Source organism: Streptomyces alfalfae (assembly GCF_004127445.1).
GTDB classification, from domain to species: Bacteria; Actinomycetota; Actinomycetes; order Streptomycetales; family Streptomycetaceae; genus Streptomyces; species Streptomyces alfalfae.
This window is the reverse complement of record NZ_QEXM01000003.1, coordinates 154,067-174,530: the sequence shown is the minus strand read 5'-3', so window position 1 is coordinate 174,530 and position 20,464 is coordinate 154,067. Positions and strand designations below refer to the sequence as shown.

Below are 20,464 nucleotides of genomic sequence, written 5' to 3'. Positions count from 1 at the left end.
GGCCGCCACCCGTGCGGGGCGGCCCCGAAGCCGGTCGGCCGGAGGGCGGATGCCGCGGCTCAGCCGAGGGACGTCCACCCCTTCCAGTAGCTCGCGTCACCGAAGGCGACCCGGTTCTGGAAGGTGCCGTCGCCGTCGCCCGCGTTGAGCCACACGCGGTCGGAGGTGTCGCGCGAGAGCAGGTCCTGCTTGCCGTCGCCGTCGACGTCACCCGCGCCGATGACGTCCGTGTACGTGGACCCCCAGTCCTTGAAGACGCGGACGCGGTCCTTCAGCTTGCCGGTGGACAGGCCGTCGTAGCGCCACAGGACCCCGGCGTCGTCGAGGGCGAGCACGTCGCCGAGGCCGTCGCCGTTCAGGTCCCCGGCGCCGACGACCTTCTTGTAGCCGGTCCAGGCGGAGCGGATCTTCACGCGCGCCTCGAAGCCCCCGGCGCCGTCGTGGGTGTAGCGGTAGACGTCACCGGTGGCTTTGTCGCGGGCCAGCAGGTCGGGGCGGCCGTCGCCGGTCTGGTCGCCGCTCGCGAACAGCGTGTCGTACTTGCTCCAGTCGCGGGCGAGCCGCTTGTGCTCCGATTCGGGCGCGGGCAGCCCGCCCCCGCACACCGGGGTGTACAGCCTGACCTCGCCCTCCGGCAGCCGCACGACCATGTCGTTGCAGCGGTCGCCGTCGAAGTCGCCGAACGGCACGACCCGCGTCGTGTCCTTCCACGGCGACACCGAGAACGTCTCCGTCGGGTTGGCGGTGTCCCCGGTGTAGAGCCTCATCGAGTCACTGGGCGACAGGCCGACGACGTCACCCCGCGCGGAGTCGGCGTAGTCGTGCCACCGGGGCAGGGCGCGTGCGCCCGTCGTCGCGGTGTACGCGGCGCGCGTGCCGCCGTCGGCGGCCGCCTGCGTCCACACCGCCACCGGGCGGCCCTTGGCGTCGGCGGCCACGCGGCCGGTGCTCCCGGTGTCCTTGGTCAGGGCGTTGAGCGTGCGCGGCTTCGCCACGTCACCGCCCTCGACGGTCTGGGCGACGAAGTCCTGGCGCACGGTGCGGCCGAGCTCGAAGCGCTTCTGCGTGTACGTGACGACGACGGCGCCCGCGGTCGCCACGGAGCTCACCGAGTCCGACACGACGTTCGACGCCAGCTTCCGGGTCTCGCCCCAACTGCCGCGCGAGGCGAGGCGGGTGGCGACGCCGGGAGCACCCGAGCCCTGCATGCCGACGGCCGTGACGTCGCCGTTCGCGGCGGTGTGCAGCTCGGCGGGCACGTGCGACTGGGAGCCGATCCCCACCGGCTCCGCCGGGCCCCACTCCGCGGCCCCGGCCGCCTTGCGCGCGTAGGAGCCGTTCTCCAGGAGGTGGAAACCGCCTTGCGGGTGGGCGGCCAGCGTGACCTGTCCGGGCTGCTCGCCGAGCTGCGGCACGTCCCGGGGGGCGGTCCAGGCGGCGTCGGCGCCCGCCGGCTTCTCCAGGTACTTGTAGTGCCACTGGTACGCCGACGGGTCCGGGTCGACGCCGTCGCCCGTGTAGCGGCTGTTGCCGCCCCAGAGCACTCCGACCGTGCCCGCGGGGTCGACGGCCACGCGCATGTCGTGCAGGACGTAGTCGTAGACGTTGTCGTCGCGGACGATCGGGTCGGGCAGCTGGTCGAGGGTCTTCGGCGTCGACCAGGCGCCGTCGGGGCCCGGCCGCTCCACGACGGTCAGGCGGTGCTCCGCGTCCATCCACGCGACGGCCTGGTGGCCCTCGGCGTTGGCCGCGAGCGTGGTGACCTGGGTGCGTGAGTGGACCTGGTCCTGGGCGAGCGTGCCCGTGGTGACGGTCTCGGCGGGTGTGAAGTCGCCGCCGTCCGCCGCGAGGCGCGACATCTTGAGCGTGCGGGTCCCGCCGTCGGCCGCGCCCTCCCACCAGAGCAGCGAGACGGCGCCGTCGTCGGTGCGCTGGAGCCGGGCGGCCGGCGCGGGAGTGGCCGCGCCCCAGGTGGTGCTGCCCGCGGGGAGCACCGAGAGGACGGTCTCGCCGTCCCGCGTGAAGAGTCCGGCCACGCTGCCGTCGCGGGCCGACTTCAGGTCGACCACGGCGGTGACCCCGGCCAGTTCCTTCGGCGCCGTCCACGGGCCGATGCCGGCGGGGACGGCCGCGGTCGCCGACGCGGGCGCCGCCTGGGCGTACGGCGCGATGACGCTCAGCGCGAGCGCCGACACCAGCACACTCTTCGGAAGCGCGCTTCTCAGGAGCGCGCGGGATTGCCTGGTCATACGAGTGAGCCCCCCCGGGCTTGATGTCCCTCCCGGCGCTCTGCCGGGAAAGTAGCAGCAGCGTATATCAGCCAAGATCCCGGAATCCCCGGTGATGTCCTCCGGGCGGGGAGGTGGGGAGCGGCGGCGGGCAACGAGCAACCCCGCGGCCGGAGTTCGGCGTCACCCGCACCACAGGGCCCCACCGGCCCCGTAAGTCACTCGGGAGACGAGACACATGAAGCGACGAGCCGCACGTACCGCTCTGCTCGCACTGGCCGTGACGGGGGCCCTGGGCGCGGCGACGCTCACCCCGGCCGCACAGGCGGCGGAGCGGGGACCGGGGCACACGGCCACCGCGAGGGCGCTGAACGACCTGATCGACAAGGGCGGTCAGCCCGGGGTGGCCGCGCTGGCCCGGGACGGCGCGGCGACGTGGTTCGGGGCCGCCGGGCACGCGGACACCGCCACGGGGCGTGCGCGTTCGGCCGGTGACCACTTCCGCGGGGCCAGCATCACCAAGACGTTCATCGCGACCGTCCTGCTCCAGCTGGAGGCGGAGGGGAGGCTCGACCTGGACGACACGGTCGAGAAGTGGCTGCCCGGCCTGGTGCGGGGCAACGGCTACGACGGCGGCGAGATCACCCTGCGGCAGCTCCTGAACCACACCAGCGGTATCGCGAGCCACACCGACGACCCGCGGTTCGCGCACGACGCCGCGGGCCCCGGCTTCCCCGAGCACCGCTACGACGACCACGCCCCCGAGGACCTGGTGGCGCTGGCCCTGAAGCAGCCGCCCCACCCCGACCCGGAGAAGAACCCGCTGTACTCCAACACCAACTACGTGATCGCCGGGATGGTCATCGAGAAGGCGACCGGCCGCACCTACGAGCGCGAGGTCACCCGCCGCCTCATCCGCCCGCTGAAGCTGCGCGGCACCTCGTTCCCCGGCGCCGACCCCCGGATGCCGAAGCCGCACCCGGTCGGCTACTCGCGGCTGCACCAGGAGGCCCCCGACGCACCCGTCGTCGACGCCACCGAACAGAACATGACCTGGCTCGGCGCGGCCGGCGACGTCATCTCCACCGCGGGCGACCTCAACCGCTTCCACCGCGCGCTCATGCGCGGCACGTTGCTTCCCCGCGCGCAGATGACGGCGATGCTCGACGAGGTGCCGGTGGGCGAGGGGCTGGGATACGGGCTCGGCGTCGAGTTCGCCGAGCTGTCCTGCGGAGTGAAGGTGGTGGGCAAGAGCGGCCGTACGAACGGCTCGCTCTCCGCGATGGTCGGCACGCCCGACGGCAGGCGTCAGCTGACGTTCAACGTCAACGGCGACTGGCTGCCGGACGGGTCGCTGTACGTCGCCGTGATCGAGGCGGAGTTCTGCGGGGCGCCCGCCCCGAAGGGCGCGAAGCTGCCGCCAGGCCTCGGGTGACCGCCTGCCATCGGCGGTGACGGCTGGACCACGTGAACTGTCCCGACGGGCCATGTGTCCCGTTGGGACAGTTCGAGGAGTACAGTCGAAGACATGAGCAGCAACGAGGGTCGCGGCAGTGAGGCCCGCAGGAGTGAGGGCCGCAGGACCCGCAAGGTGCAGGAGAGCCGGGAGACCATGGCCGACGCCGCCGTGGACCTGGCTCTCGCCCACGGGCTCGACCAGGTCACCGTCGAGATGATCAGCGAGCGCGCCGACGTCTCCCGCCGCACCTTCTCCCGGTACTTCTCCGGCAAGGAGGACGCCCTGGTCGACGCGCTGCGCGCCGACTTCGCGCGGATCAACGCCGCGCTCGCCGCGCGGCCCGCCGACGAGAGCCCCCTCACGGCCTACCACCGGGCCCTGCGGACCTGGCTCGACGGCGAACCGACCGCCTGGCACCGCCTGCCGCGCTCGGGAGACCTGCTGCGGCTGCTCCACGCGGAGCCCTCGCTGCTCCCCGCCTACTTGCGGGTCCAGGACGAGGCCGAGGCCGAGTCCGTGCTGATCGTGGCGCGGCGCCTCGGCATGGACGCCGAGCGCGACCTGCGCCCCGCGCTCGCCGTCTCGCTGGCGGTCGGGGCGTTCGCCACGGCTGTCCGCTTCTGGATCGCGCCGGGCGAGAGCGAACCGCTCCCGCTCCTCATCGACTCGGCGTTCGCGGCCCTGGCCGCCGAACCCGCACCCAGCACCACCGACTGAAACCAGGCACCACCATGAGCAATGCCAGCACCAGCACCAGCGCGGCCGTCCCGGCGGAGTTCGCGGGCCGGACCGCCCTCGTCACCGGAGCCGCCTCCGGCATCGGCCTCGAAGTCGCCCGCCGCCTCGCCGCGGCGGGAGCCTCCGTCGTCGTCGCCGACTTCAACGAGGCGGGCGCGCGGGACGTCGCCCGCGAGCTGACCGAGTCCGGCGGCCGGGCCGCCGCCGTGAAGGTCGACGTCACCGACCCCGAGTCGGTGCGCGAGGCCGTCGAGTCCGCCGTGCGGACGTACGGCGCGCTGCACCTGGCCGTGAACAACGCGGGGATCGCCGGCGCCTCAGCCCCGACCGGTGAGTACGCCGTGGAGGACTGGCGGCGCGTCATCGACACCAACCTCAACGGCGTCTTCTACTCCCTGCGGTACGAGCTGCCGCACCTCATCGCCGCGGGCGGCGGCGCCGTCGTCAACATGTCCTCCATCCTCGGCGCCAACGGCTTCGCGGGCTCGCCCGCCTACTCCGCCGCCAAGCACGCGGTCGTCGGCCTCACCAAGACCGCCGCCGTGGAGTACGCGTCGCGCGGCGTACGGGTCAACGCGGTCGCCCCGGGGTTCATCGACACCCCGCTGCTCAAGGGTGACGCCGCCCAGCGCGAGCAGCTCGTCGCGCTGCACCCCCAGGGACGCCTCGGCACGGCCGAGGAGGTCGCCGAGCTGACGCTGTTCCTGCTCTCCGACCGCGCGTCGTTCGTCAACGGCAGCTACCACCTGGTCGACGGCGGCTACGCGGCGCGCTGACCCACCCAGGACACGGACCGGCCGGGGGACCGGGAGAGGAGCGAGGAGAAGTGAGCACGATGCGTACGGACACGATGCCTGCGGAAGCGGCGCGGACAGGCGCGATGCCCGCGGAGATGAAGGCGGTGCAGTACCGCAGTGTCGGCGCCGCCCCCGAGGTGGTCACCGTCCCGCGCCCCGAGCCGGGGCCGGGCCAGGTGCTCCTGAAGGTCACCGCGGCGGGAGTCTGCCACTCCGACATCGCGGTGATGAGCATGCCGGCCGAGGCGCTGGCCTTCCCGCTGCCGCTGACCCTCGGCCACGAGGGCGCGGGCACGGTCGCGGCCCTGGGTGAAGGGGTCACCGGCTTCGAGGTCGGGGACTCCGTCGCCGTCTACGGGCCCTGGGGCTGCGGAAGCTGCCTGCTGTGCGCGCAGGGCAAGGAGAACTACTGCACGCGCGCCGCCGAGCTGGGCATCCGCCCGCCCGGCCTCGGGGCGCCCGGCGCCATCGCCGAGTACATGATCGTGGACGACCCCCGGCACCTGGTGCCCCTGGGCGGCCTCGACCCGGTGGCCGCCGTGCCGCTCACCGACGCGGGACTGACCCCGTACCACGCGATCAAGACGTCGCTGCCGAAGCTGACGCCGGGCAGCACCGCCGTGGTCATCGGCACCGGCGGCCTCGGTCACGTCGCCATCCAGCTCCTGCGCGCGCTGACCCCGGCGCGGGTGATCGCCCTGGACGTCACGGAGGAGAAGCTGCGCCTCGCCCGCGCGGTCGGCGCCCATGAGACCGTGCTCTCCGACGAGCACGCCGCGGGCCGGGTGCGCGAGCTGACCGGTGGCCTCGGCGCCCGGGCGGTGTTCGACTTCGTCGGCGCGCCGCCCACCGCCGCCACGGCGGCCGCCTGCGCCGGCGTCGAGGCGGACGTCTCCATCGTCGGCATCGGCGGCGGGGCCGCGTCCGTCGGCTTCGGCACCACCGCGTACGACGTGGCCGTCCGCTCCCCGTACTGGGGCAGCAGGGCGGAACTGGCCGAAGTCCTCGACCTGGCCCGCGCGGGCGCGATCGACGTCCACGTCGAGACGTACACCCTGGACGACGCCCCGAAGGCGTACGAGGACCTGCACGCGGGCCGCGTCAACGGCCGTGCGGTCATCCTGCCCGACGGCTGACGCCCGGGACTCCACCCACCCCTTTCTGCAAAAGAAACTCTGCAAAAGTTCTTTTGCGGAAGGGGTGGTCCGTCGTACGCTCCCCGCATGGCCCCTACCGGCGATGACAACAGGCGCGTACTCGACCCCGAGAGCGACGCGGCGGCGCTCAAGGCGCTCACGCATCCGCTCCGCATCAGGCTCCTCGGCCTGCTGCGCATGGAGGGGCCGTCCACCGCGACGGAGCTGGCGGCGCTGACCGGCGAGTCGTCCGCCTCCACCAGCTACCACCTGCGGGTCCTGGCGAAGTACGCGTTCGTCGCCGAGGCCGAGCGGCGCGACGGCAGGGAGCGCCGCTGGCGTTCCGTCCACGAGGTGACCTCGTGGAGCAACCAGGCCATGGAGGATTCACCCGGCAGCGGTGACTTCGTCGGCGTGATGCGCAGGCGCCAGATCCAGCACCTCCTGGAGACGGTCGAGCGCCACGAGGGCGACGTCGCCGCCGGGCGGATCGACCCGTCGTGGCGGGAACCCGCCGGCATCAGCGACCTGATGCCGCGCCTGACACCGGAGTCCCTCGACGAGCTGTGGCAGACCTTCGAGACGAAGCTCGCGGAGCTCACGGACCGCGACGCGTCGGACCCGAGGGCCTTGCAGACGGTGGTGTTCACGGCGGGCCTGCCGCTGGCGCCCCGCGCGCAGCCCGGAGCCGACGGGCCGGACGCCGGACCGGACGCGGGGCCGGAAGCCGTGGGCCCCCGGTGAAGACGCCCCTGGACATGGACACCGCGCGGCGCCGCTACGTCACGGTCAGCGCCCTGTTCTGGCTGCCGCTCGGGCTCGCCATCGCCCCGCAGCTGCTGCTCTTCGGCGAGCGCGGCATGAGCCTCGCCGCCATCGCCGGCTTCTTCGCCGCCCACTCGCTGACCGCCGCTCTGCTCGAACTGCCCACGGGCGGGCTCTCCGACGTCGTGGGCCGCCGGGCGGTCCTCGTCGCCGCGGGCCTCCTCGACCTGATCGCCTTCACCCTGGGCGGACTCGGCACGACCGCCGGGGCGTTGGCGCTCGGCATGGCGGTCAAGGGCGCGGGCCGGGCCCTGTCCAGCGGACCGGCCGAGGCCTGGTACGTCGACACCGTCCACGCCGCCGCCGGCTCGGACGCCGACCTGCGGACCGGCCTGGCCCGCGGCGGCACGGCCACCGCGGGGGCGCTCGCCGCCGGCACCCTGGTGGGCGGCGCGCTGCCCTGGCTGCTCGGCCTCGGCCCCGATCCCGGCGCATGGCTGGAGCGGACCACCTCCGGCCTGGTGATCCCGCTCTCCGTGCCCGCCCTGCTCGCCGCGGCCCTCGACATCGTCTTCGTGGTGTACGTCCTGACCGCGCTGCCCGAGCCGCCCCGACGGTCCGCCACCCTGCGTGACGTGCTGCGCGGCGTCCCCACCACCATCGCGGCCGGTCTCCGGCTGGGCGGCGGCGACACCCTCGTACGGCGGGTCCTGCTCAGCGCGGCGGCCGCGGGCGGCGCCCTCGCCGCGCTCGAACTGCTCACGCCGGGGCGGGCCGCGGCCCTGACCGGCGGCGCGGAGACGGGCGCGGTGCTCTACGCGGGCCTCGCCTGCGCCGGTTTCCTCTGCTCGGCGCTCGGCAGCCACCTCGCGCCGCGCACCGCCGGGCTCACGGGAGGCAGCGGGCGCGCGGTGCTGTGGAGCCTGGCGGCGGCCACGGCCGGGATCCTGCTGCTCGCCGCCACGGCGACCTTCGCGGGCCCGGCGCCCGCGGTGCTCGCGGTGACCGGTTTCGCCCTGGTCTACCTGGGCCTCGGCGCGGCGGGCCCCAACGAGAACGACCTGCTGCACCGCCGCGTGACCCCGACGGTCAGGGCCACCGCCCTGTCGGTCCAGTCCCTGGCACTCCAGCTGTCCTGCGCCGTCACGGGCCTGGCGATCGGCGTACTGCCCACGGGCCCGCTGCCGTGGCTGGTCGGGGCGGCCACGCTCACGACGGGCGTCCTGCTCTGGAGCCACCGCGTCGATGCGGCGACGCAGCCGGAGCCGCTGCCGGCCGAGGTCAGGAGCCAGTAGGCCGGCGCTGGAGCGGTCCGCCGGGGGCGAAGGCGTACGCGGCGAAGCGTTCGCCGATGCGGCGGTGGGCCCGCGGGCCCGGATGGAGCTGGTCCGGGAGGGGGAGTTCGGCGCAGTCCGCGGGACCGTAGAGGGCGAGGCCGTCGAGGTGGTGGAGGTGCGGGTCGTCGGCCGCGCGCTGCTCGACGACGCGGGCCAGTTCCTCCCGGATCACGGTGAGCGTCAGTTTGCCCGTGTCCCGCTCCGCCGGGTCGCCCATGGCCGCGAACCCGAAGCGGCCCTCACCGAGGTCGGGGGCCGCGGGGCCCGGCGTGTCCTCGTGCATGGGGCACAGCAGGGGGGAGACGACCAGCAGGGGAGTGTGCGGGTGGCCCTCGCGGATCGTGTCGAGGAAGCCGTGCACCGCGGGCCCGAAGGCGCGGAGCCGCATCAGGTCCAGGTTGACGATGTTGATGCCGAGCTTGACGCTGATCAGGTCCGCGGGAGTGTCCCGCAGGGCCCGCGCGACGAACGGGTCCAGGAGCGCGCTGCCGCTCAGCCCGAGGTTGACCAGGTCCACTCCGCCGAGCGAGGCGGCTGCCGCGGGCCAGGTCGCGGTGGGGCCCGCGGCCTCGGCGCCCTGGCTGATGGAGCTGCCGTGGTGCAGCCACACCGTGCGGTCGCCGGCCGGGCAGGGTTCGACCGGAGCGTCGGTGCGCAGCAAGACCAGCTCGGTGATCTCGTTGTGCGGCAGCCAGATCTCCACGTCCTTGTCACCGGCCGGCAGCCCCGCGAAGCGGACCGCGCCGACCGGCCCCTGCCGGGTCTTTGTGGCCCCGGTCGCCAGGTCCATCAGGAGCACGTTGCCGCCCGTCACACCACGCCGGCCGGCCAGGCGGCCGTCGACCAGCAGGTCGTACATCCCGTCCGGGCCCGGCGGCGCGCCCTCGTACGCCATCTTGGTGCGCAGGGCGGCGAGTTCCACCACGGTGGCCCTGGTGCGGAAGACCAGGCGGACACCGGCGGGCATGGCCTCCGCCCGCGCCACCTGCTCGTCGGTGTTCTGCGCGCGGGCGCGGGCCGGCAGCCGGTGCGGCAGGACCCCGTGCGCGGTGCGCTCCACGTCGAGCGCGCCGCGCACGAGGCGCTCGGCGAGAGCCGTGGTGAACGGAGTGGTGATCCACTCCGTTCCGCGGGGCGGGGCGGCGGGGGAGGCCGGGTCGCGTGGAGAGTCCATGATCCCAGCCTGCCCGCTGCGGAGTCGCGCAGCGCACGCGGGGACGGGAGGCCGGGCCACCGCAGAGACGGGCCCTAGAGCTGGATCCACTCCTTGGCCGTCGTCACCCGGTCGAGGACCTCGTCGAGCGGTTCCACGCCGAGTCCGGGCCCGGTGGGCACGTCGAGATGGCCGTCGGCCAGCTCGAACGGCGCGGTCACGTCCGTGGCGAAGTACCGGCTCGATCCGGAGGTGTCGCCGGGCAGGGTGAAGCCGGGCAGCGCGGCGAGGGCGACGTTGGCGGCGCGGCCGATGCCGGTCTCCAGCATGCCCCCGCACCACACGGGCACGCCGTGGGCCACGCACACGTCATGGATGGCCTTGGCCTCCAGATAGCCGCCGACGCGGCCCGGCTTGACGTTGATGACGGAGGCGGCGCCCAGCGTGATCGCCGCGGCGGCGTCCTCGGCGGACTCGATCGACTCGTCCAGGCAGACCGGCGTGCGCAGCCGCTTCGCGAGCGCCGCGTGCTGGACGAGGTCGTCGTCGGCCAGCGGCTGTTCGACGAGCAGCAGGTCGAAGTCGTCCAGCTTGGCGAGCTGCCGGGTGTCGGCCAGGGTGTAGGCGGCGTTGGCGTCCACCTGGAGCAGCAGGTCGTCGCCGAACCGCTCGCGGACCGCGCGCACCGGCTCCACGTCCCAGCCCGGCTCGATCTTCAGCTTGATGCGGACGTACCCCTCGTCGATGAAGGCGCCCACGGAGTCGAGGAGCTGCGGGACGGAGTCCATGATGCCGACCGACACGCCGCACGGCACCCGCTCGCGCTCGGCGCCGAGGTAGGCGCCGAACGACTGGCCGGTGGCGCGCAACTGGGCGTCGAGGACGGCCGTCTCCAGGGCGGCCTTGGCCATCTTGTGCCCCTTGAAGGGCTTCAGCGCGCGCTTGACCGCGTGCGCGTCGGCGACGGCGGGCAGCGCGGGGACGAGGAAGCGGCGCAGCACGTCGGCGGCCCCTTCGACGTACTCGGAGCAGTAGCGCGGCTCCGACATGGCGACGCACTCGCCCCAGCCCTCGCCGTCGGGCGTGACCACGCGCACGAGCAGGACGTCACGCGCGGTCTCCACGCCGAACGAGGTGCGGAACGGCGCCCGCAGGGGCATCGCGATCCGGCGCAGTTCGATTCCGGTGATCTTCATGGTGCGGGGCTCCTGAGAAAGAGGGGTGCGTGCGAGGGGGAGCGGCGAGGAGGGCGCGCTCACGGAGTGGTGTCGCGTACGACCACGTACGAGGTGCGGTCGTCGAAGCCGGTGACCGTGGCCCCCGTCGCGAGCAGCCCGCCGAGCACCTCGCGCAGCGCGAGCCGCCACGCCTTGGCCGCCCCGGGGTCGGTGCGGCGCAGCGCCTCGATGTCGGGCGGGACCTCGACCAGCAGCGCGGGGGCGTCGAGGCGGCCGGTGACCGGCAGCCCGTCCCGCGCCGCGAGGGCGGTCACCGCGCCGTCGGGGACGGTCACCGGGAGCGGCGCCGAGGCCGCGGCGGCGACCACCGCGGGGTCGGAGAGCTCCCAGGAGCACAGGGCGCGGTCGGTGTCGTCGCCGCCGTTGATCGCGTCGTCCATGGGGCCGTAGAAGCCGGTGAGGTACTCCACCGGGCGCGCGCCGAGCTTGGTGAGGTTGAAGTGGGCGTTGCGCCGCACCAGCGGGTCGTAGGTCCAGGTGATCCGGGACAGGCCGCGGTCCAGCGCCCACGCGCGCTGGTGCCGCTTCAGGGCGAGGCCCGCCGCGTGGCCGGGCAGGGCGCCGGTGACGTGCGAGTGCAGCGCCTGGCCCACCGGCGCCGCGAAGAAGGCGACGGTCGCGCCGACCAGGCGGCCGTCGGCGTACGCGCCGGCGACGTAGTTGCCGGCGTGCGACAGGGCCCGCATCTGCTCGACGCCCATCGGTGAACCGCCGGGCCCCGCGCCCCAGATGCGCGAGAAGAGGGAGTCGACCGCCTCCAGGTCGGGCAGGTCGTGCAGTTCCCGTACGGTGAGGCCGCTCACCGCGCGACCTCTTCGACGAGGGCGGCCAGGAGCCGTGCGCGGGGCGCCATCTCGGCGACGACCACATGCTCGTCGTCGGCGTGCGCCCCGCCGCCCACGGCGCCGAGGCCGTCGAGGGTCGGGCAGCCGAGCCCGGCGGTGAAGTTGCCGTCGGACGCCCCGCCGACCCTCGCCGAGCGCAGCGGTCCGATGCCCAGGCGTGCGGCGATCGCGCTCGCCCGCTCGAAGAGACCGGCGGACGAGGCGTTCTCCAGCGGCGGCCGGTTCGGTCCGCCGCGCACCTCCAGGCGCGCCCCCGGCACGGGCACGTCGAGCCGCCGCACCGCCGCGTCCACCGCCTGCTGCGCGTCGAGGGTGGGCACGCGCACGTCGACGCAGACGGTGGCCTGCGCGGGCACCGTGTTGGTCGTCGAGCCCGCCCAGGACATCGTCGGCGTCACGGTCGTGCGCCAGTCGTCGGGCGCCCCGGCGTCGACCTCCGCGGCGAGCCCCTCCAGGGCGAGCGTGACATGGGCGGCCCCGATCGCCGCGTTGACGCCCTTCTCCGGTTCGAGACCGGAGTGCGCCGCCCTGCCGTGCACCACGAGCTCGTACGCGGACGTGCCCTTGCGGCCGGTCTTGACGGCGCCGCCGTCGGCGGAGGCCTCCAGGACGAAGGTCGCCGCGCACTGCCGCGCCGTCTCCTCGATGAGCGCCCGCGAGGTGTCGGAGCCGACCTCCTCGTCCCCGGTCACCAGCACGCACACCCCCTCCAGGGAGGGCAGCGAGGCCAGGGCGTGGAACATCTGCACGAGACCGGCCTTCATGTCGAAGACGCCGGGCCCGCGGGCGACCCCGTCCTCCAGGGACCACGGATGGGTGGCGAGTGAACCCATCGGCCACACGGTGTCGTGGTGACCGAGGAGCAGGACCTTCGGGGTGCCGAACGTCCACCGCAGATGCGTGACCCCGTCCACGACGAGGCGCTCGGGCGGTGCGCCGAGGTGCCGGGCGCCCTGCGCGGCCACGACGTCGGCACTGCGCGCCACGGCGTCGAGGTCCGCGGAGAAGGACTCGCAGACCACCAGTTCCCGCAGGTCCGCGACCATCGCGGAGAGCCGGTCGGCCGACGGGGCCATCGGTGTGTCACTCACAGGGACCTCCCAATCGAAAGCATGCGGCGATGCTAGGGGAGACCGATGATCAGGAGTTCGTCGTGCGGTCCCAAGATGAGCGGCGCTGTTCGTGCCGTCGCACCAACGGCGGGGCGGGGCCCCGAACCGTCACGGGCGCCGATACAGCGCCGGATCGGGGTGGTCGACGAAGCCGAGGGCGCGGTAGAGCGGTGCGCCGTCGTCCGAGGCGTAGAGGTCCACGCGGGACGCGCCCTGCTCGCGGAACCAGTCGAGCAGGGCCCGCATGATGGCCCGGCTGTGGCCGCGCCGCCGGTACGCGGGGTCGGTGACCACGCCGATCACGTGGCCGACCCGGCCATTGCGGTTGTGCGGCCCGGGGAACCAGTGCTCGACGGTGCCGATGGCGCAGGCGGCGAGGCCCCGGTCACCGTCCACGACCAGGACGCGGACGCTCTTCGAGGCCAGCTTCGCCGCCAGGACGGCGGCGAGGTCGTGGCGCCAGTCGCCGGGGGTGGCGGCGGGGCTGAAGTAGTCGCCGCCGCGGTCCTCGAAGAGCAGCGCGCGCAGGCGCACGAGTTCCGGGATGTCGTCGGGCACGGCCCGCCGTACGGCGCCGTGGCGGCCGGCGGGTCCAGCGGTGGGGGAGGCGGAGGCGGTCCGGTGTCCGGTGGAGAGGCTCACGACGGTCAGCCTGGTGTAATGACCTCATGCACCTCAACCCTTACGGCACGGACGCCGTGAACCTCGCCGCGGACCTCTGCAACCGCCGCCCCGCCGACGCCGATGAGCTGACGCGGCGCTGCCGCGCGGCCGGTCTAGCCCTGGAACACCCCGCCACCGAGGCGGACGTGGCCCGCACCCTGGCCGTCCTCGACGCCTGGGAGGAGGTCGTCGACGCCACGGGGGAGCAGGAGCGCGCCGACCGCGCCAACCGCATGCTCGCCGAGTCCACCGCCCACCCCCGGCTCACCGACCACGCGGGCGACGGCTGGCACCTGCACTACCGCGAGGACCGGCTGTCGCTCGGCGCCCTGCTCGCCTCGCTCATCGCGGTCGGCACCGCGCTGCACCTGGTGGGGCGCGGCATGCACCGGCTGCGCCGCTGCGCGGTCGCGGAGTGCGTCACGATCTTCGCCGACACCTCACGGACCGGGCGGCAGCGCTACTGCTCCCAGCGGTGCGCCAACCGCGACGCGGTCCGCCGCCACCGGGCGCGCGCGGCGGCGTAGCTCCCGGCCGCGGGAAACCCGGTTGATCGCCCGGGGCCGCCGCGATAGGAAGGCGGGATGACGACTCTCGGCATGGTGTTCCGTCCCCAACTCCCGCCCGAGCGGCTGCGCGACGTGGTGCGCGAGGCCGAGGCCGCGGGCCTCGCCGAGCTGTGGCTCTGGGAGGACTGCTTCCTGGAGAGCGGCATCGCGACCGCCGCCGCGGCGCTCGCCTGGTCCGAGCGGCTGCGCGTGGGGGTGGGCCTGCTCCCCGTACCCCTGCGGAACGCGGCGGTCACCACGATGGAGGCGGCCACCTTGCACCGTCTCTTCCCCGGCCGCGTCATGCTCGGGGTGGGGCACGGCGTACAGGACTGGATGGGGCAGGTCGGCGCGCGGGCCGAGTCCCCGCTGACGCTGCTGCGCGAACACCTCGACGCCATGCGGGCGTTGCTCGCGGGCGAGCGCGTCACCACCGAGGGGCGGTACGTACGCCTCGACGACGTCGCCCTCGACTGGCCGCCCGCCACCGCCCCCGCCGTGTACGCGGGTGCGCGCGGCCCCCGCTCGGTCCGGCTCACCGGGGAGGCGGCGGACGGCACGATCCTCGACGCGAGCACCCCGCCGGACGGTGTGCGCGGGGCGCGGCGGCTCATCGACGAGGGCCGCGAGGCGGCAGGCCGCACGGACCGGCCGCACCCGGTGGTGGTCTACCTCCACGCCGCGACCGGGCCCGGCGCACGGGCGCGCCTGGACGCGGAGCTGCGGCGCGAGGGCAACGCACAGGTGCCGGGGCTCGGCGTGGCGGGCGGCGCCGAGGACGTGGCGAAGGCCGTGCTCCGCCTGGCCGAGGCGGGCGCCGACACCGTGGTCCTCCAGCCCACCGCCGACGAGCCGGACCCGGAGGGCTACGTCCGCTTCGTCACGGACCAGGTCGCCCCGCTGGTGCGCTGACCGGGACCCACCCCGCGCCCCGGGCACGGACGGAGCCTAGGCTCGGCCGTATGCACCGAAGAGAGGACGACGGCGACGAGGCGGCCGCGGGGACCGCGTCGCTCGACCTGAACCAGCTGCGGACCTTCCTCGCGGTCTACCGCTCGGGATCCTTCACGGCCGCCGCCCGCCTCCTCGGTCTCTCGCAGCCCACCGTCACCGCCCAGATCCGCTCCCTGGAGCGCCGGCTCGACCGGGAGCTGTTCGCGCGGACGCCGCGCGGCGCGGCCCCCGCGCCGTTCGCCGACGAGCTGGCGGCCCGCATCGGCGAGCCCCTGGACGCCCTGGCCGAGGTCGCGGGTCACAGCGTCGACGCCCAGGCCGAACCGGTCCACGTGGCGGGCCCGGCGGAGTTCCTCTCCCACAGCGTGCTGCCCGGCCTCGGCCCGCTGGTGGAGAAGGGGGTGCGGCTGCGGATCACGACGGGCCTCACCGACGACCTCCTGGCGGAGCTGCGCTCCGGCCGGCACGACCTCGTCATCGCCACGGCCCGGCCACGCGGGCGCGCGCTCGCCTCGGTGCCGCTCGCCGACGAGGAGTTCGTGCTGGTCACGGGCGCCTCATGGGCGGAGCGCATCGGCGGCAGGGGGCGTGTCGCCGCGGACGGGCCCGCGGTGCTGAACGGCGTGCCCCTGGTCGCGTACGCCGAGGACCTGCCGATCGTGCGCCGCTACTGGCGGCACGTCTACGGCAGGCGCCTGGTGTGCCAGCCCGCCCTCACCATGCCCGACCTGCGGGCGGTCAAGGCCGCGGTGGTGGGCGGCGCGGGCTTCAGCGTGCTGCCCCGCTACCTGTGTCTCGACGAACTGGCCTCGGGGGCGCTGGTCCTGCTCGACGACCCCGAGGACCCGCCCATCAACACCGGCTACCTCGTCCAGCGCCCCGGTTCCTCCGACAACCCGCACGTGGCCCTCGTGCGCGACCATCTGCTGGCGTCCGCGCGCGCCGAGCGTTGACGGGACTCACCCCTCCGGGTGCTCGGCGGGCGTGAGCCGGAGACCGTTCTCCCAGATCTTGTTCAGCGTCGTCACCAGCCGCTCGTACGGGATGCGCTGGCCGAGCACGAACACCGAGTAGGCCATGCGGCTCACCATGACGGACAGGGCGTGCGCGGTGATCAGCGGATCGAGGCCGGTGTCGGCCTCGCCGTTCTCCTGGAGGGTGCGGATGAGCTTGGCGTTGCGCCGGGCGAAGGCGTTGCCCCGCTCGATGCGCAGCGCCATGAACTTCTCGTCCACCTGCGCGACCTGCTCGAAGAGGGCCATGAGCCGCGCGTTCTTCTTGTACGCGCGCAGGTATTCGCGGTTGGAGGCGTCGATCAGCTCGCGGGGATCGGTGATCCCGGTGCGCTCGCGCAGGTGCGGGTGGAGCATCTCCTCCTGCACCTGCGCGACGAGCGCCTGGAAGACCTCTTCCTTGCTGTTGAAGTACGTGTAGAACGACCCGGAGGCGACCTGCGCCGCCTTGGAGATGTCCGTGATCCGGGCGTCCAGGTAGCCGTCGCGCTCGAAGACCTCGCGGGCGGCGGCGATCAGCGCGTTGCGCGTCCTGACGCCGCGCGCGCTGCGGGGCGTGATCGGTTGCTTCTGGCCGCCGTCCGCGGCCGGGGGCTGGGCAGCCACCGAGATCCATTCACTGTCGTTCGAGCCTGTACGTAACCGGGGCAGCGGATGGTATCAGCCGGCCGAGGAGAGGAAATCGAGGAGCGCGGCGTTGACCTCCTCGGGCCGCTCCTGCTGAAGCCAGTGGCCCGCGCCGTCAACGACGACGTGTCCGCGCAGGTCGGTCAGGACCCGGTCGAGCCCCTTGGCGGGCATGAACCGGCCCACGGGGTCCTTGGAGCCGGTGACGAACAGCGAGGGGCAGTCGATGGTGCGGCCCTCGTGGTGCTCGGTGAGCGCCCAGTTGCGGTCCAGGTTGCGGTAGTAGTTGAGCCCGCCGGTGAAGCCGGTCACGGTGAACGTGTCGACGTAGTAGGCGAGTTCGTCCTCGCTCAGCCAGCAGGGCGCCACCGCCTCCTCGTCCACGCGGGCGGCCCACTTGTCGGAGTAGATCTCCCGGGCGGTCATCGTCCTGCGCACGTTGCGGCTCAGGGCGCGGTCCGCGACGCCCGGCTCCTGGAACCACACCATGTAGAAGTCGTCGCCCAGGCGCGAGCGCAGGATCGGCAGGGGCGGCGCGGGGGCCCGCGGGGTGACGGGCACGCTCATGCCGGCCACCGCCCGCACCCGCTCCGGGTGTTCGAGGGCCATGTTCCACACCACGGAGGCGCCCCAGTCGTGCCCCACGAAGACGGCGTCGTCGGCGCCCGCGTCGTCGAGGAGGGCGACCAGGTCGCCGCAGAGCGTCAGGATGTCGTACGCCCCGACGTCGGCGGGCCGCCCGCTGCCTCCGTAGCCGCGCATGTCGGGGACGAGGACCCGGTGGCCCGCCTCGGCGAGGGCGAAGAGCTGGTGGCGCCAGGAGAACGCCAGCTCGGGGAAGCCGTGGCACAGCACCACCGGCGGCCTGCCGGGACGCGCCTCGCCGTGGTCGAACACCCGGAGGGTGATGTCCCCCGTGGTCACCTCGCGCGTCGCGACGCGCTGCCAGTCGCCGACCGGGATGTGTGTCGTCATGCGCGGGACTCCTGTGGGAAGGGTTGAACCTGACGTTGGATTCAAATGTACAGGGGGCGGCCCCGCCGGGGTCACGCGACGGCAACCATTGAACATGAACCCGGATTCAAGTACGGTCCCCCGTGACACGGCGGCGACCGCACGGCGGAGCAGGGAGTACGGCGATGAGCGAGGCACCCCCGCGCCGAGCGGTCCTCTTCGACTTCGGCGGAGTGCTGACCACCAGCGTGGTCACCGCCTTCACCGGGCTCGGCGCGGAGTTGGGCGGCGACCCGGGTCTCCCGCTGCGGCTCCTCTCCCGGGACGGGGAGAGTTCCGCGCTGCTCGTGGCGCACGAGGAAGGGCGCATCGGCGAGCGGGAGTTCGAGGACGGCTTCGCCGCCCGGCTGCGGGCCCACGGCCTGACGGTGGAGGGCCCGGGACTGGTGAGCCGCCTGCAGGCCCGGCTGCGCCCCGACCCCGAAACGATCGCCCTGGTGGCCCGGCTGCGCGCCGGGGGCCACCGCGTCGGGCTCCTCTCCAACTCCCTCGGCGACCACTGCTACGCGGGCTTCGACCTGCCCGCCATGTTCGACGCCGTCACGGTCTCCGGGCGGATCGGGGTGCGCAAGCCCTCGCGCCGGGCGTACGCGATCGCCTGCGAGCGGCTCGGCGCCCCGCCCGAGGCCACCGTCATGGTGGACGATCTGCGGCAGAACATCGACGCCGCGGCGCGGCTCGGGATCGCCGGAGTGGTACACCGTGACGCGGCGACCACGGCCGCGGAACTGGCGCGCCTCCTCGGCGGCGCGCCGGAGCGCACGACGTGACGGCCCCCTCCCGGGGCCGGCCGAGCCGGCACCAGCCGAACCAGTAGTGCCGACAGACCCGATACCAGGACCGCAGGAGGACCCCGTGTTCGACGTCAGCGACAGGGCCAAGGAGTACCAGGAGCGGCTGCTCGCCTTCATGGACGAGCACGTCTACCCGGCCGAGGCGGTGTACGAGAGGCAGATGGCGGAATCCGGCGACCCGCACTTCCACCCGCCGGTCCTGGAGGAGCTGAAGACCGAGGCGAGGAAGCAGGGCCTGTGGAACCTCTTCCACCCGCACCCGGAGTGGGGCCCCGGCCTGACCAACCTGGAGTACGCGACACTCGCCGAGATCATGGGCCGCAGCGCCCACCTCGCCCCCGAGGCCACCAACTGCAACGCCCCGGACACCGGCAACATGGAGGTCCTCACCCTCTTCGGCACCGACGAGCACAAGGAGAAGTGGCTCAAGCCGCTGCTCGCCGGCGAGATCGCCTCGGCGTTCGCGATGACCGAACCCGCCGTGGCCAGCTCCGACGCCCGCAACATCGAGATGCGCATGGTGCGCGACGGCGACGACTACGTCCTCAACGGCCGCAAGTGGTGGACCTCCAACGCCCTGCACAAGAACTGCCGCGTGCTCATCGTGATGGGCAAGACCGACCCCGACGGGCCGAGCCACCGGCAGCAGAGCATGATGGTCGTCCCGCTCGACACCCCCGGCGTCACCGTCCTGCGCAACCTGCCCGTCTTCGGCTACCAGGACCGCGAGGGCCACGCCGAGGTGCTCTTCGAGGACGTCCGCGTCCCGCGCACCGCCCTGCTCGCGGGTGAGGGCGACGGCTTCATGATCAGCCAGGCGCGGCTCGGACCCGGCCGCATCCACCACTGCATGCGCACCATCGGCATGGCCGAGCGCGCCCTGGACCTGATGATCGACCGCGCTCTGTCCCGTACGACGTTCGGCGCGCCCCTCGCCGACCGGGCCAACATCCAGGACTGGATCGCCGAGTCCCGCGTCGAGATCGAGATGGCCCGGCTGCTCACCCTCAAGGCCGCGCACCTGATGGACACCGTCGGCAACAAGGCGGCCCGCACCGAGATCGCCGCCATCAAGGTAGCCGCGCCCCAGGCGGCCCTGAAGGTCATCGACCGCGCGATCCAGGTGCACGGCGGCGGGGGAGTCTCCGACGACTTCCCGCTCGCGAGCATGTACGCGCACCTGCGCACCCTGCGCCTGGCCGACGGCCCCGACGAGGTGCACAAGCGCAGCATCGCCCTGCGCGAGCTGCGCCGCCGCGAGAGCGCGCGGAACGCCGGGTGAGCGGGCCGCTGGAGGGCAGGGTCGCCCTGGTCACCGGCGCCTCGCGGGGCATCGGGCTGGCGGCGGCGGGGGCCCTGCGGGACCGCGGGGCGCGGGTGGTGATCACCTCGCGCAGCGAGGAGCGGGCGAAGGTGGCGGCGGAGCGGCTGGGCGAGGGCGTCAGCGGCTTCGGCGCGCACGCCACCGACGAGGAGGGCGCGCGCGCCTGCGTCGAGCATGTCGTGGCGTCGTACGGACGGCTCGACGTCCTGGTCAACAACGCCGGCACGAACCCCGCCCACGGCCCCGTCATCGACCAGGACCACGCCCGCTTCGCCAAGACCATGGACGTCAACCTGTGGGCGCCGATCCTGTGGACGTCGCTCGCGGTGAAGGCGTGGATGGGCGAGCACGGCGGATCGATCGTCAACACCGCGTCGATCGGCGGCCTCTCGGTCGCCCAGGACGTGGGCGTCTACCACGTCTCCAAGGCCGCGCTGATCCATCTGACCAAGCAGCTCGCCCTGGAACTCGGCCCGAAGGTCCGGGTGAACGCCATCGCGCCCGGCGTCGTGCGGACGAGGCTCGCCGAGGCGCTGTGGCAGGAGAACGAGACGCGGATCGCCGCGGCCACCCCGCTCGGCCGCATCGGGGAGCCCGAGGACCTGGGGGAGGCCGTGGCGTTCCTCGCCGGCGACGGGGCACGCTGGATCACCGGCGAGACCCTCGTCGTCGACGGAGGACAACTGCTCGGCAACGGCGCCCTCTGAGCGCCGCCGCCG

Annotated in this window: 20 protein-coding genes; 12 read left to right on the top strand and 8 right to left on the bottom strand. The window is 74.0% G+C overall.

Annotated features, from left to right (window positions below):
- Positions 1 to 59: 59 nt before the first annotated feature.
- Positions 60 to 2,249: an FG-GAP repeat domain-containing protein gene (locus DCW30_RS01445; RefSeq protein WP_103557350.1), complete on the bottom strand. Its 2,190-nt coding sequence runs from the start codon at positions 2,247 to 2,249 to the stop codon at positions 60 to 62.
- Positions 2,250 to 2,466: 217 nt separating this feature from the next.
- Between DCW30_RS01445 and DCW30_RS01440 the strand changes: the two genes are divergently transcribed.
- The 6 genes from DCW30_RS01440 (at position 2,467) to DCW30_RS01415 (ending at position 8,418) form a co-directional block, all read left to right on the top strand.
- Positions 2,467 to 3,663, top strand: coding sequence for a serine hydrolase domain-containing protein (locus DCW30_RS01440; RefSeq protein WP_076682814.1), 1,197 nt, complete (start codon positions 2,467 to 2,469; stop codon positions 3,661 to 3,663).
- A 93-nt stretch (positions 3,664 to 3,756) separates the two neighbouring features.
- The gene (locus DCW30_RS01435; protein WP_076682812.1) at positions 3,757 to 4,404 is read left to right on the top strand and encodes a TetR family transcriptional regulator; all 648 of its coding nucleotides are present in this window, start codon (positions 3,757 to 3,759) and stop codon (positions 4,402 to 4,404) included.
- Positions 4,405 to 4,418: 14 nt separating this feature from the next.
- On the top strand, positions 4,419 to 5,201 hold the full coding sequence (locus DCW30_RS01430) for an SDR family NAD(P)-dependent oxidoreductase (protein ID WP_076682810.1): 783 nt from the start codon (positions 4,419 to 4,421) through the stop codon (positions 5,199 to 5,201).
- A gap of 116 nt (positions 5,202 to 5,317) precedes the next feature.
- Positions 5,318 to 6,358 carry an NAD(P)-dependent alcohol dehydrogenase gene (locus DCW30_RS01425; RefSeq protein WP_076688520.1) on the top strand — a complete coding sequence of 347 codons (1,041 nt, stop codon included), beginning with the start codon at positions 5,318 to 5,320 and terminating at the stop codon, positions 6,356 to 6,358.
- Between the two features lie 87 nt (positions 6,359 to 6,445).
- Positions 6,446 to 7,102: a winged helix-turn-helix domain-containing protein gene (locus DCW30_RS01420; RefSeq protein WP_076682808.1), complete on the top strand. Its 657-nt coding sequence runs from the start codon at positions 6,446 to 6,448 to the stop codon at positions 7,100 to 7,102.
- A 14-nt stretch (positions 7,103 to 7,116) separates the two neighbouring features.
- On the top strand, positions 7,117 to 8,418 hold the full coding sequence (locus tag DCW30_RS01415) for an MFS transporter (protein ID WP_076688518.1): 1,302 nt from the start codon (positions 7,117 to 7,119) through the stop codon (positions 8,416 to 8,418).
- On the opposite strand, the gene DCW30_RS01410 is transcribed toward DCW30_RS01415, so the two are convergent.
- The 5 genes from DCW30_RS01410 to DCW30_RS01390 form a co-directional block, all read right to left on the bottom strand.
- Entirely contained in the window at positions 8,405 to 9,634 is a 1,230-nt protein-coding gene (locus tag DCW30_RS01410; RefSeq protein WP_076682806.1) for a GDSL-type esterase/lipase family protein, read from the bottom strand. The genes DCW30_RS01415 and DCW30_RS01410 overlap by 14 nt on opposite strands.
- A gap of 74 nt (positions 9,635 to 9,708) precedes the next feature.
- Positions 9,709 to 10,809 carry an o-succinylbenzoate synthase gene (gene menC, locus DCW30_RS01405; protein ID WP_076682804.1) on the bottom strand — a complete coding sequence of 367 codons (1,101 nt, stop codon included), beginning with the start codon at positions 10,807 to 10,809 and terminating at the stop codon, positions 9,709 to 9,711.
- 59 nt (positions 10,810 to 10,868) lie between these two features.
- Positions 10,869 to 11,654 (bottom strand): GNAT family N-acetyltransferase, encoded by a 786-nt coding sequence (locus DCW30_RS01400; RefSeq protein WP_076682802.1) that lies wholly within the window; start codon positions 11,652 to 11,654, stop codon positions 10,869 to 10,871.
- On the bottom strand, positions 11,651 to 12,742 hold the full coding sequence (locus tag DCW30_RS01395) for a M20 family metallopeptidase (RefSeq protein WP_076688516.1): 1,092 nt from the start codon (positions 12,740 to 12,742) through the stop codon (positions 11,651 to 11,653). Before DCW30_RS01395 ends, DCW30_RS01400 begins: the two co-directional genes overlap by 4 nt.
- A gap of 174 nt (positions 12,743 to 12,916) precedes the next feature.
- Positions 12,917 to 13,450 carry a GNAT family N-acetyltransferase gene (locus DCW30_RS01390; RefSeq protein ID WP_079249880.1) on the bottom strand — a complete coding sequence of 178 codons (534 nt, stop codon included), beginning with the start codon at positions 13,448 to 13,450 and terminating at the stop codon, positions 12,917 to 12,919.
- Positions 13,451 to 13,476: 26 nt separating this feature from the next.
- Here DCW30_RS01390 and DCW30_RS01385 point away from each other — a divergent pair, with 26 nt between their 5' ends.
- The 3 genes from DCW30_RS01385 to DCW30_RS01375 are packed head-to-tail and all read left to right on the top strand — an operon-like array spanning position 13,477 to position 15,926.
- Positions 13,477 to 13,998: a CGNR zinc finger domain-containing protein gene (locus tag DCW30_RS01385; protein WP_076682800.1), complete on the top strand. Its 522-nt coding sequence runs from the start codon at positions 13,477 to 13,479 to the stop codon at positions 13,996 to 13,998.
- A 57-nt stretch (positions 13,999 to 14,055) separates the two neighbouring features.
- Positions 14,056 to 14,931, top strand: a complete 876-nt coding sequence (locus DCW30_RS01380; RefSeq protein WP_076682798.1) for an LLM class flavin-dependent oxidoreductase — start codon at positions 14,056 to 14,058, stop codon at positions 14,929 to 14,931.
- Between the two features lie 50 nt (positions 14,932 to 14,981).
- The gene (locus tag DCW30_RS01375) at positions 14,982 to 15,926 is read left to right on the top strand and encodes a LysR family transcriptional regulator (RefSeq protein ID WP_076682796.1); all 945 of its coding nucleotides are present in this window, start codon (positions 14,982 to 14,984) and stop codon (positions 15,924 to 15,926) included.
- Between the two features lie 6 nt (positions 15,927 to 15,932).
- Here DCW30_RS01375 and DCW30_RS01370 read toward each other — a convergent pair whose 3' ends face one another.
- The gene (locus DCW30_RS01370) at positions 15,933 to 16,592 is read right to left on the bottom strand and encodes a TetR/AcrR family transcriptional regulator (RefSeq protein ID WP_232627012.1); all 660 of its coding nucleotides are present in this window, start codon (positions 16,590 to 16,592) and stop codon (positions 15,933 to 15,935) included.
- A gap of 54 nt (positions 16,593 to 16,646) precedes the next feature.
- On the bottom strand, positions 16,647 to 17,588 hold the full coding sequence (locus DCW30_RS01365) for an alpha/beta fold hydrolase (RefSeq protein WP_076682795.1): 942 nt from the start codon (positions 17,586 to 17,588) through the stop codon (positions 16,647 to 16,649).
- Positions 17,589 to 17,752: 164 nt separating this feature from the next.
- On the opposite strand from DCW30_RS01365, the gene DCW30_RS01360 reads away from it, so the two are divergent.
- The 3 genes from DCW30_RS01360 to DCW30_RS01350 all read left to right on the top strand — a co-directional run bounded on the left by DCW30_RS01360 (position 17,753) and on the right by DCW30_RS01350 (position 20,452).
- Positions 17,753 to 18,397 carry an HAD family hydrolase gene (locus DCW30_RS01360; RefSeq protein ID WP_076682793.1) on the top strand — a complete coding sequence of 215 codons (645 nt, stop codon included), beginning with the start codon at positions 17,753 to 17,755 and terminating at the stop codon, positions 18,395 to 18,397.
- An 85-nt stretch (positions 18,398 to 18,482) separates the two neighbouring features.
- Positions 18,483 to 19,703 carry an acyl-CoA dehydrogenase family protein gene (locus DCW30_RS01355; protein WP_076682791.1) on the top strand — a complete coding sequence of 407 codons (1,221 nt, stop codon included), beginning with the start codon at positions 18,483 to 18,485 and terminating at the stop codon, positions 19,701 to 19,703.
- Positions 19,700 to 20,452: an SDR family oxidoreductase gene (locus DCW30_RS01350; RefSeq protein ID WP_076682789.1), complete on the top strand. Its 753-nt coding sequence runs from the start codon at positions 19,700 to 19,702 to the stop codon at positions 20,450 to 20,452. Before DCW30_RS01355 ends, DCW30_RS01350 begins: the two co-directional genes overlap by 4 nt.
- Positions 20,453 to 20,464: the final 12 nt, after the last annotated feature.

What these genes read in the sequence shown, in the direction of transcription:
- DCW30_RS01380 (WP_076682798.1), top strand. Translation starts at nt 14,056, where the DNA reads ATGACGACTCTCGGCATGGTGTTCCGTCCCCAACTCCCGCCCGAGCGG.
- DCW30_RS01410 (WP_076682806.1), bottom strand. Translation starts at nt 9,634, where the DNA reads ATGGACTCTCCACGCGACCCGGCCTCCCCCGCCGCCCCGCCCCGCGGA.
- DCW30_RS01375 (WP_076682796.1), top strand. Translation starts at nt 14,982, where the DNA reads ATGCACCGAAGAGAGGACGACGGCGACGAGGCGGCCGCGGGGACCGCG.
- menC (WP_076682804.1), bottom strand. Translation starts at nt 10,809, where the DNA reads ATGAAGATCACCGGAATCGAACTGCGCCGGATCGCGATGCCCCTGCGG.
- DCW30_RS01395 (WP_076688516.1), bottom strand. Translation starts at nt 12,742, where the DNA reads ATGGTCGCGGACCTGCGGGAACTGGTGGTCTGCGAGTCCTTCTCCGCG.
- DCW30_RS01365 (WP_076682795.1), bottom strand. Translation starts at nt 17,588, where the DNA reads ATGACGACACACATCCCGGTCGGCGACTGGCAGCGCGTCGCGACGCGC.
- DCW30_RS01385 (WP_076682800.1), top strand. Translation starts at nt 13,477, where the DNA reads ATGCACCTCAACCCTTACGGCACGGACGCCGTGAACCTCGCCGCGGAC.
- DCW30_RS01440 (WP_076682814.1), top strand. Translation starts at nt 2,467, where the DNA reads ATGAAGCGACGAGCCGCACGTACCGCTCTGCTCGCACTGGCCGTGACG.
- DCW30_RS01415 (WP_076688518.1), top strand. Translation starts at nt 7,117, where the DNA reads ATGGACACCGCGCGGCGCCGCTACGTCACGGTCAGCGCCCTGTTCTGG.
- DCW30_RS01420 (WP_076682808.1), top strand. Translation starts at nt 6,446, where the DNA reads ATGGCCCCTACCGGCGATGACAACAGGCGCGTACTCGACCCCGAGAGC.
- DCW30_RS01360 (WP_076682793.1), top strand. Translation starts at nt 17,753, where the DNA reads ATGAGCGAGGCACCCCCGCGCCGAGCGGTCCTCTTCGACTTCGGCGGA.
- DCW30_RS01430 (WP_076682810.1), top strand. Translation starts at nt 4,419, where the DNA reads ATGAGCAATGCCAGCACCAGCACCAGCGCGGCCGTCCCGGCGGAGTTC.
- DCW30_RS01435 (WP_076682812.1), top strand. Translation starts at nt 3,757, where the DNA reads ATGAGCAGCAACGAGGGTCGCGGCAGTGAGGCCCGCAGGAGTGAGGGC.
- DCW30_RS01425 (WP_076688520.1), top strand. Translation starts at nt 5,318, where the DNA reads ATGAAGGCGGTGCAGTACCGCAGTGTCGGCGCCGCCCCCGAGGTGGTC.
- DCW30_RS01445 (WP_103557350.1), bottom strand. Translation starts at nt 2,249, where the DNA reads ATGACCAGGCAATCCCGCGCGCTCCTGAGAAGCGCGCTTCCGAAGAGT.